Annotated in this window: 1 protein-coding gene; it reads right to left on the bottom strand. The window is 55.3% G+C overall.

The annotated features are described in order from the left end of the window. Positions 1–246: redoxin domain-containing protein (locus EVJ26_RS14270; RefSeq protein ID WP_131470782.1), on the bottom strand; the 246-nt coding region annotated here is incomplete at its 3' end. Positions 247–427: the final 181 nt, after the last annotated feature.

The following is a 427-nucleotide window of genomic DNA, read 5'->3' as shown; positions in this document are numbered from 1 at the left end:
CGAGAAGTGCGTGTCGGTCGTCACGATGTAGACCTCGGCGCCAACCTTCTGGAACTCGGCGTAGTTGTCGGCGGCATCCTCGATTTCCGTGGGGCAGTTGAACGTGAAGGCGGCCGGCATGAAGATCAGGACGGACCACTTGCCCTTCAGGTTCTCTTCGGTCACGGTAATGAACTCACCCTTGCCATTGCGGTTCACGAACGCTTCGGTCTTGAAAGGCTGGACTTGGGTATTGATCAGGGACATTGCTGTTTCCTCGGTTGGTGGTTGCTGATACGGAATGAACGAAGTTTAGGCCCGCGAGAACGATATAGCCAATTAATTGATTCCATCAAATCAATTGCTCATGACTATGACGCATGGGCGAGGCGCATGCCGGTGCGGGGCAATCCCCGTTCCTGCGGCCGAGCCGATGAGAACACAACTC

Origin of the sequence: Exiguobacterium sp. SH3S1, assembly GCF_004337105.1 — a bacterium.
Classification (GTDB): Bacteria; Bacillota; Bacilli; order Exiguobacteriales; family Exiguobacteriaceae; genus Exiguobacterium; species Exiguobacterium aurantiacum_A.
Note: the sequence above shows the minus strand (reverse complement) of the source record. Positions and strands in the feature narration are given on the sequence as shown.